The 9,047-nt window shown below is 41.7% G+C and carries 6 protein-coding genes; 2 read left to right on the top strand and 4 right to left on the bottom strand.

The genetic code is table 11. The features are described from left to right. Positions 1–145 precede the first annotated feature (145 nt). The gene (locus tag CDG77_RS32235) at positions 146–3,688 is read left to right on the top strand and encodes an NB-ARC domain-containing protein (RefSeq protein WP_094333277.1); all 3,543 of its coding nucleotides are present in this window, start codon (positions 146–148) and stop codon (positions 3,686–3,688) included. 60 nt (positions 3,689–3,748) lie between these two features. On the opposite strand, the gene CDG77_RS32230 is transcribed toward CDG77_RS32235, so the two are convergent. The 4 genes from CDG77_RS32230 to CDG77_RS38760 form a co-directional block, all read right to left on the bottom strand. After that, a complete protein-coding gene (locus tag CDG77_RS32230; RefSeq protein ID WP_094333276.1) occupies positions 3,749–4,732 on the bottom strand; it encodes an SGNH/GDSL hydrolase family protein in 984 nt (327 codons plus the stop codon). Positions 4,733–4,781: 49 nt separating this feature from the next. Then, complete coding sequence (locus CDG77_RS32225; protein ID WP_094333275.1) at positions 4,782–5,894, bottom strand: 3-oxoacyl-ACP synthase III family protein; 1,113 nt, start codon at positions 5,892–5,894, stop codon at positions 4,782–4,784. A gap of 25 nt (positions 5,895–5,919) precedes the next feature. Beyond that, positions 5,920–7,677: a ScyA-related TPP-binding enzyme gene (locus CDG77_RS32220; RefSeq protein ID WP_094333274.1), complete on the bottom strand. Its 1,758-nt coding sequence runs from the start codon at positions 7,675–7,677 to the stop codon at positions 5,920–5,922. Between the two features lie 325 nt (positions 7,678–8,002). After that, positions 8,003–8,131, bottom strand: coding sequence for a hypothetical protein (locus CDG77_RS38760; protein ID WP_262985188.1), 129 nt, complete (start codon positions 8,129–8,131; stop codon positions 8,003–8,005). A 25-nt stretch (positions 8,132–8,156) separates the two neighbouring features. Between CDG77_RS38760 and CDG77_RS32215 the strand changes: the two genes are divergently transcribed. Beyond that, positions 8,157–9,026, top strand: a complete 870-nt coding sequence (locus CDG77_RS32215; RefSeq protein WP_094333273.1) for a DUF5895 domain-containing protein — start codon at positions 8,157–8,159, stop codon at positions 9,024–9,026. Positions 9,027–9,047 lie beyond the last annotated feature (21 nt).

Here is a 9,047-nt window from a genome sequence, read left to right as displayed (position 1 = left end):
GTTGTTCTATTACCCCTCCGACTCTTGCAATACCTGTTTAAACTCTATTCTCCGTCTTCCTAAAAGAGTCGCACCCAAATCAAATAGTAATCCTATAGATAATTCCTTTTAGTTAAAGGTGGTTACACCAATAGTGAGTTAATACATGACTTTACAGAATTGGAGACGCAAGCGTGGCGTTGCACTTACTAGCAAAGGGTTGCAGAAAATTAAGCAAGCAAAGCATCAGTCAGAGGCAAAAGAAAATTTTGGAAACAGGTATACTCTTGAAGAAATGAGCGCCCTCTCTGGGTTATATTCCGCTACCATATCGAAAGTATTGAATCGGGAAGGAGGCGTTGATAAACAGACTATTGAAAAGCTTTTTTCAGTTTTTCAATTAAAAATAGATAAAAGTGACTATTCAAGCTCAAATAATCGTCTAGATTGGGGAGAAGCTATCTTTAACTCAGTTTTTTATGGACGGATTAAAGAACTTACTACGTTAGAGCAATGGATTCTTAACGAACACTGCCGATTGGTTGCCCTATTAGGAATAGGAGGGATTGGGAAAACAGCGCTGTCTGTAAAGCTTGCTCAACAGATTCAGGATAACTTTGAGTATGTGATCTGGCGATCGCTACGAGAAGCCCCACCTGTTAAAATTATTCTAAGTAACCTGATCCAATTCTTATCTGATGAGCAGGAAACAGAAAGCAATTTACCAGAAAGCTTTAGCGATCGGGTATCGAGACTCCTCTATTATTTGCAAAATCATCGCTGTTTGGTGATTCTTGATAACGCAGAGTCAATTCTCCGCAGTGGTAGCCGCGCCGGACTTTATCGAGAAGGATATGAGGAATATGGTGAGCTTTTAAGACGGATAGGAGAAGGAACTCACCAAAGCTGCTTAATACTGACTAGTCGTGAAAAACCGAAAGAAGTAGCATTACTTGAAGGACAAGCAATACCTGTTCGCTCATTACCATTAAGTGGTTTGAAGGTAGCAGAAGGGCAAGAAATCTTAAAACTCAAAGGGCTATCTGCGGTAGAGGATGAATGGAAAGTAATGATTGAGCGCTACGCAGGCAATCCACTGGCCTTAAAGATAGTTGCTACAACCATTCAAGATATTTTTGGTGGTAATGTCACTGAATTTTTGCAACAAGACACGGCTGTTTTTGGCGACATTCGTGATGTTTTAGAGCAGCAGTTTGAGCGCTTGTCAGATTTAGAAAAGGATATTATGTACTGGCTGGCGATTAATCGTGAGTCGCTTACACTCTCAGAATTGCGAGACGATATTATATCACCAGTTGCACAATCAAAATTATTAGAGGCTGTAGAATCGCTGGGGAGGCGATCGCTAATTGAAAAAGCTACGCCTACGCTCATTGATAAAACTGGATCGTTTTTTACCCTCCAGCCTGTGGTGATGGAATATGTGACTAATAGTTTGATAGAACAAGTCTGTGAAGAGATTGTCACCCAGAATATTGATTTATTCAGGAGTAAAGCTCTAACAAAAGCCACAGCAAAAGAATATGTCAGGGATACTCAAATTAGCCTCATAATTAAACCAGTTATAGATGGGCTGCTTACTGCTTTTAGAAGTAAAAAAAACTTAGAAAATCACTTAGCTCAAATTTTAGCAACGCTACGAGAGATATCCCCTCTAGAACAAAGTTATACAGCAGGAAATGTCTTTAACCTCCTTTGTTCTTTAGAAACCGATCTCAGCAATTATGATTTTTCTTATCTAACTATTTGGCAAGCCGATTTGCAGAATGTAAAGTTGCATAATGCAAATTTTGCTCGCGCCCATCTAGCTAAGTGTGTTTTTATTGAAACCTTTGGTGGTATTTTTTCGGTAGCTTTTAGCCCGGATGGTAAACTTTTAGCTACTGGTGATACCAATGGAGAAATTCGCTTGTACGAAGTTGCCAATAGTCAGCAACTTATGGCTTGTAAAGGGCATACTGGTTGGGTTTGGTCAGTTACTTTTAGTCCCGACGGCAAAGTTCTTGCCAGTGGTAGCAATGACCAAACAATAAAACTGTGGGATATCAGTACTGGTCAGTGCTTAAAAACTTTTGAGGGTCATATTGGTGGGGTTCGTTCGGTCACTTTTAGTCCTGACAATCAGGTTCTTGCTAGTGGCAGTGATGACCAAACGGTGAAGCTGTGGAATATCAGTACAGGCAAATGTTTCAAAACATTACAAGAAAATGGTTGTAGTGTATGGTCTGTTGCCTTTAATCCAAAAGGTGATGTGTTAGCAAGTGGAAATGATGACTATAAAGTCAGGCTGTGGGATATTAACAGCAATTCATGTATTCACACTTTAGAAGGCCATACTCAGTGGGTATACTCAGTCACTTTCAGCCCTGACGGTAATACACTAGCTAGCGCTAGCCATGACCAAACAGTTAAACTTTGGGACACAAATACTGGTAAATGTATTAAAACTTTGCAGGGGCATACAGACTTGGTACATTCAGTTACCTTTAGCGTCGATGGTAGCACTCTTGTTAGTTGCGGTGAAGACCAAACAGTTAAGGTATGGGATTTCGTGACTGGCCAATGTCTTAAAACTCTACAAGGACATAAAAGTAGGGTATGGTCGTTAGCAATATGTATAAATCAAAATATCTGTGCTAGTAGCAGTGATGACCAAACGGTAAAGTTATGGAATATCAGTACTGGTCGATGCATTAAGACTTTCCAGGGTTACAATAATGGGATATGGTCAGTTGCTGTTAGCCCAAACGATAATTTCCTTGCCAGTGGTAGTAATGACCAAACAGTGACAGTGTGGAATGCTATGACTGGTAAGTGTATCAAAACTTTACAGGGACATGATAGGAGAGTTACATCAGTTGTTTTTAGCCCTGATTCTCACTTGATTGCTAGTGGTAGCGAAGACCAAACAATAAGAATATGGGATATAAATAATAGTAAATGTCTTAAAATATTGAAAGGACATAGTAATCGAGTTACATCAGTTACTTTTAGTGCCGACAGCTATTTTTTGGCAAGTGGTAGTGATGACCAAACAATAAGAATATGGAATGTCAGCACTGGTCAATGCCTCAATATTTTACGAGAACATAGTGGTAGAACATGGTCAGTCACCTTCAGTCCTGATAGTCATGTATTAGCTAGTGGTAGTCATGACGGAACAGTGAAACTTTGGGATATTCGCATTAGCAAATGCCTTCATACTTTACAAGGTCATACCGAATGGGTTTGGGCAGTTGGCTTCAGTTCAGATGGTGGTATGCTAGCTAGCGGTAGCGGAGACCAAACGATTAAAATCTGGGATGTCACTACTGGTCAGTGTCTTAGAACTTTGCAAGGTCATACAAATACTATATATTCAGTTGCTTTCAGTTCTGATGGTCGCATACTGGCGAGTGGCAGTGGAGACCAAACAGTTAAGCTTTGGGATGTTAGCACAGGTAGGTGTTTAAGAACTCTATTAGAACATACTAGATGGGTTTGGTCAGTTACCTTTAGTTCTGATGGTCAGACTGTGGTCAGTTGTAGTGAAGATGAGACAATTAAGATTTGGGATGTACAAACAGGTGAATGTTTGAAAACTTTGAAAAGTAAAAATCCTTATGAGGGAATGAATATCTCTAGCATAAGCGGGTTAACTGAGTCTCAGAAGGATACTTTAAAAACTTTAGGAGCAGTTGAGTATTAAAGGAGACTTAATATTAAAATTATAAAACAAAGTCAAGCCAGATGGCGAACAAGTACTAATTCAATTATTTATTTTGCGTTTCAATAGCGAAACTGCACCTAAAATGGTATATGTTAGCATTCCTAATCCAGCAGATGCTTCGGGTACTGGTACTGGCTGAAGTGCTGAGAATGCTAATTCTCCAATTAGCTTATGAGCAGTAGTTGTAGGATGTACTCCGTCCCAAAACAAAAATTCTTTAGGGTTACAGGAAACCTGTTGTGTGGGAATATCTATAGGCACTACTGATAAGTCTTCGCTAAGGCAAGAGTTAGTAACGTTTGTAAAACCGAATTCCTCTGGAGCGGCAACGATCCGATCAAATAGGGAATTAACATTCAGTTCTATAATGTTAATATCAGGACTTAATTGTTGGCTCAAAACTTGGAGTTCTGTATTCAAGCTAGAGTTATGTTCGCTGCTAAATGTGCTGAATAAGTTGGAACGTTCACTGGTGAAATTTGCAAAAGGCGATTTTCCCAAATCTGGTAAGTTGACGACCATGATATCTTTAGCACCATCAGCAACAAGTGATGTCAACGCTGTTGATAAATTTGCCACTGTATTGCTAGGATTTGGCTCACCATCGAAAAAGTAACTTAAGTAGTCATTAGTACCAGCCCAAATAATATATAGAGCATTTGGATCGGCAGTTTCATTTCCTGCTACAAAGTTATTTATCTGTTGCTGCAATCCTGGTAAAGTAGCCAAACCAATATTCTCAGTTCCTGTAGTCGCACCACCAAAAGCAAAGTTATTTTTCAGGTTTAATGTTAATCCTAGATCGGAGGCAAGATAATCAACCCAAATTGGGCCATTAGAAAAATGCCCATTATAGTATGTTGGATTTGGAGGAATAATTCCATTAGTGGCATTAAATACATTACCAATATCAGACAAACTGTCTCCAAAAACATAAATATTATCATAATCTTTTGCTAATACTTTGAGTGGAAATATCAAAGATAACAGCAAAAATCCTGTTGTTATAATTCGTCTTTGCACGCTTAACTCCTTTATTTATAAAGATGCCAGTAAGAAATTCCGCTCCTTTTTAGAGAGATTTTTTTGCTAATTTAGAACTTTCAAGAGGGTGAGGGGCTAACGCCACATTACCCCAGCGCATTACACTTGCAGAAGCAACACCTGCTGCACCAGAACCATAAATGAGAACTAAGTCATTTTCGTGAATCTTACCCAAATGTGCCGCATGGTAGAGATTTGCCACAGTCAGTACTGGCCCTATATTTGCATATAGAGGGTAGAGATCGATCGTGCGCTCTGGGTTAATACCTAGTAGCCGCGTGCAGAAGCGTGTCATCCAAGCAGTAGGGGTATTGAAAAGAAAAAAGTCGATTTGCTCTAACGTTACACCAGCAGATGCGATCGCACCCTCACAACATATAGAAAGAAACTCCGCAGCAGTTTCGCGTAGAGCCTTTGCATCCTTACCAGTCTGTATGCGAAGTCGTGAATTTCCTTGTTCATCCTTTGTCAGTTCAGTAGATACTACTTCACACAGCGCCCCTGTATGAACTGTCTTAGTGCCCAGGATACCCTGATTTCCTTCGAGTGAACTGACTACAAAGGCTCCAGCACCATCACCAAGAAACCAAGACACAGTATCTTGCTCGTCACAAACGCGAGAGTAAGAACACGAAATAACTACGAGTACATTGCGATACTCTCCCGCTCGTACCAAAGCAGAGGCAGTTTGAAGTACAACTGGTGTACTCCCACAGGTTGCATCAAGATTCCATGCAGCACCCACAAGACCGAGTTTACGGGCAAGAAAGGCGGCATTGCCAAATCCAATTTGTTCAGGCCAAACTGAGGCCACAATCATCAAATCAATATCATTAACTGAAAGTTTAGCTGCATTCAAGGCATCTGTTGCCGCGCGATACTCCAAGGTTAACGAAGACTCGTCATGACCAAGCAGCCAGCGCTCAACAGTACCACGAAATGGATCTGAAAGATAAGGCAGCATCTCCAGATCAAACTCGTTATTTGGAGTGCTTCCAGTCAGCGAAAAGAGCCTTGCTAGTCCTTTTTGTTCAGTCTGAGCTATTAGCTCAGGGTACTTTTCTACGTAATAGTTATTGGTACGTCTAATAGTTGGAAAACTTAGTGCAACTGAGCGAATACCTACTGGGAAATGCACCATATAAAAAATTCTCTGTTATCTTATCTTAATAGTTGGTAGCGCCCTGTAAAATCAGGCTTAGATTACGACTTTGAGTGGGTGCTATTTGGGTGGGATCTATGATTACATCAATCACAAATGGGCCGTTCGCCGCGATCGCTTTTTCTAGTGCTACTTGAACGTCAGTTTCTTTTTCAACCCGAATACCTTCTGCTCCCATTCCCTGAGCAATCTTGACGAAATCTGCCTGTGGAATCGTTGCATCTACATTATTGAATCCTAGATATGCTATCCCCTGTTCGCAGATGTTATAACGCCCATCGTTGAGTACAATCCAGACGGCAGGAATTTGATATTTTACAGCCGTGTTTACCTCGCTGTTCATCAGCATGGCACCATCTCCGACAATGGCAACAGCCTTGCCATTCCGTGCCAAAGCAGCACCTACTACACCTGTGACAAAATGCCCCATAGAACCAAATCCGTTGCCGATCCGGTAACGATTTGGTGTGGTAAATCGTAGCAGATGAATTACCCAAGCAAAAGAGTTACCTGACTCTGCCATTACCACTGCATCGCTTCTATCAACAATCACTTGTTGAATCACATCCATGAGCAGTTCTGGTCGCACTAGACCAACCGCACGTGGCTTGATGACATCGCGTTTGAATTGAGGCAGCACTATTGTTTGTGAGCGGCCAGTATTTTCTCTTAAGTTCTTCAGCAGACTCTTCAGGAAGATTCTTACGTCCGACTGGATGGCGAAAGTTTCAGTCGATGGATATGCAGTTCCCGGTATTTCCGGGTCGATGTCAACATGCAAAAAGCCTTGCCTGGGAATCATCACAGGGTTCCAAAAGGAGGTAAATTCGCCAAGACGTGTTCCTAATACCAGGATTTGCCTTGGATGTTGCTCTCTCATGTATCTGAAAACAGACTCATGCCCACCAAAGCCGGTAACACCTACAAACTGAGGATGATCTTCAGGAAAAATACCCTTAGCTCGTGGCGAACACATTACGGCAGCCCCTGTTCTTTCAGCAAGCTGGCGAATCTCTTCTCCTGCACCCCGTGCCCCAAAGCCCACCCAAATTGCAAACGGCTCCTCAGAAAGTAAGCGAACACATTCGGCTATCGTCTCCTCACTTGCTGTTGCCGCAGCCTGAGAGAAAGTTACTCGTGGCAAGGATGTATTTACACAACTTGTCTGGATGTTTGCCGGAATGCTGATATGAGCTACAAATCCTCCAGGTTGTCCTATACCAAGAGCAATCCTGCGAGCAACCTCTGGAAGTTCATTGCTGGATTCTAGGGTTGTCGCATAATGGAATATTGTTCCCGAAGTAAAAATACCTGCACTAGGCATGGTGTAGTTGCTAGTTTCTTGACAAGCCCACCGTCCGCGCTGTGGTGCAGAGGTCGAAGCTGACACGAAAATTACCTTAGCTCCCTCCCAACGGGCAGCCAACAATCCTGTCAAAGCATTGGTGATTCCCGGCCCTGTAGTAGTGAATACCACAACCGGGCGATCGCTAGCAAAGTAAGCCTCAATTGCTGCAAAAGCGGCTCCAGCTTCGTGGCGAAAGTGCAGCACCTGCATGGAACTTTGGTGTAACGCAGCCCATATTGGTGCGATCGCACCTCCCGAAACCCCAAAGGCATACTCTACTCCCATCTCTTTTAGCATTTTAACCACTGCCTCTGCTACCGAAGAAGGTCTAGATGGCTGGCTATGAGATTCCTGTTCAGTAGAGTTTAATTGTTCAGTGGTAGTCGCTTGTGTGTCCTGAAATTTAAGATGCATACAAACTATACTTGTTAGGAATAATTTCCCCTGCGAACTAGCATTATCCCACACGCTAAACTCAGCAATATTACTTTTTTTAGATAAGTACCATAGAAATTTTTTTAGTACTGCTTTACGAAACCAGGGAGTAACGTTCAAACGACCCTTGCACTTTGCCTTGCCAATCTTTTAGCTGTTGAAACTTTGATATCAGAAATCTCTAAAGACCTCAATAATATCTGGATGTAGCGATACCTGCGGCGGGCTGCGTCGATAAGGATCTGTTGTTACAAAACGAAACAGGGATTGCAACATAGATTGATTCTGCCTTACTCTGGAAAAACTACCATGCCAGTTTGACAGCACGTTCGCCCTTATTTTGAGGGCAACAGGTAAGGGACGGGTGATGCTCGTACCAACGCTTTTCTTCTGGGTCTTCAGGATTCAGCGTTCTGCCGATAAACTTGTTCAATAAAACACTTTGATAGCCTAAAACGATGAAAGCATCTGCTAATTTCGACTTTGAAGACGAGAAATTTAATGCACCGCCTTCTCAAGTCATCCCTTGGTGTCAGATGATTAATCCTCGGTATGGCACAGATGGTATGCAATCCCACGGTTTGGCGATAAAACTAGATAATGCTAATGCTGTTGGCTTTGTGCCAGATGATAATTGGCAGCAGGTAGAGCATGAATTTAGCTCTGGAGTCGAAACAGTCTTTATTAGCAACACTCCAAACTTGGTTTTAGTGCGTCGGGGGCCATTGTCTGTCAAAGACCGGGAAAGTGGTCTAAAACTGGGTACGCTCAAAGAAAATTATGATGCTTTTTTAGCAGATAAACTTAAATTTAAAACCTTTACTCGCTATCTAATTTTTATAGTGGGTGAAAATAAAAAGTTTTTACATGAATCACCATTACAACTAACTCTTAATGGTGCTGCTGGAGCAAGTTTCAGCAAAACCTACTGCGAATATCAACAAGGTAAAGTAGTTAGTGGATTCGTTGCTGAACTAGAAAAAGCTTATGCTATTTACCGGAAGCAACCTTTAACACCAAAAGGGCCTTTATTCCATGCTCACGGTATTTTTTGCCCGATAATTGACTGTGAAGAAAGAGGTATTGAACCAAATACTGTTCTAGTCGCTTCAACTGTAGACTACAAACATCCCACGGTAGGGACTTTAACCCAATATTTAATTGCTTCGGATTCTCTTGAGTCTGCAATGATTTGTAAGACTTTTGAAGAATACAAAGATTTTGGGAAGGAACCTGTAAAATCAGAAACGCCTAAATTGGCAATGGCAGGAGTTTCTAATTCTTATGTTTATGCCGATGAAGATGATTTTGCTTATCCGCCGTATTAGGTGGGATTGGGGACTGGGGAC

Source organism: Nostoc sp. 'Peltigera membranacea cyanobiont' 213 (assembly GCF_002245975.1).
GTDB lineage: Bacteria > Cyanobacteriota > Cyanobacteriia > Cyanobacteriales > Nostocaceae > Nostoc.
This window is presented reverse-complemented; position numbering and strand designations above follow the sequence as displayed.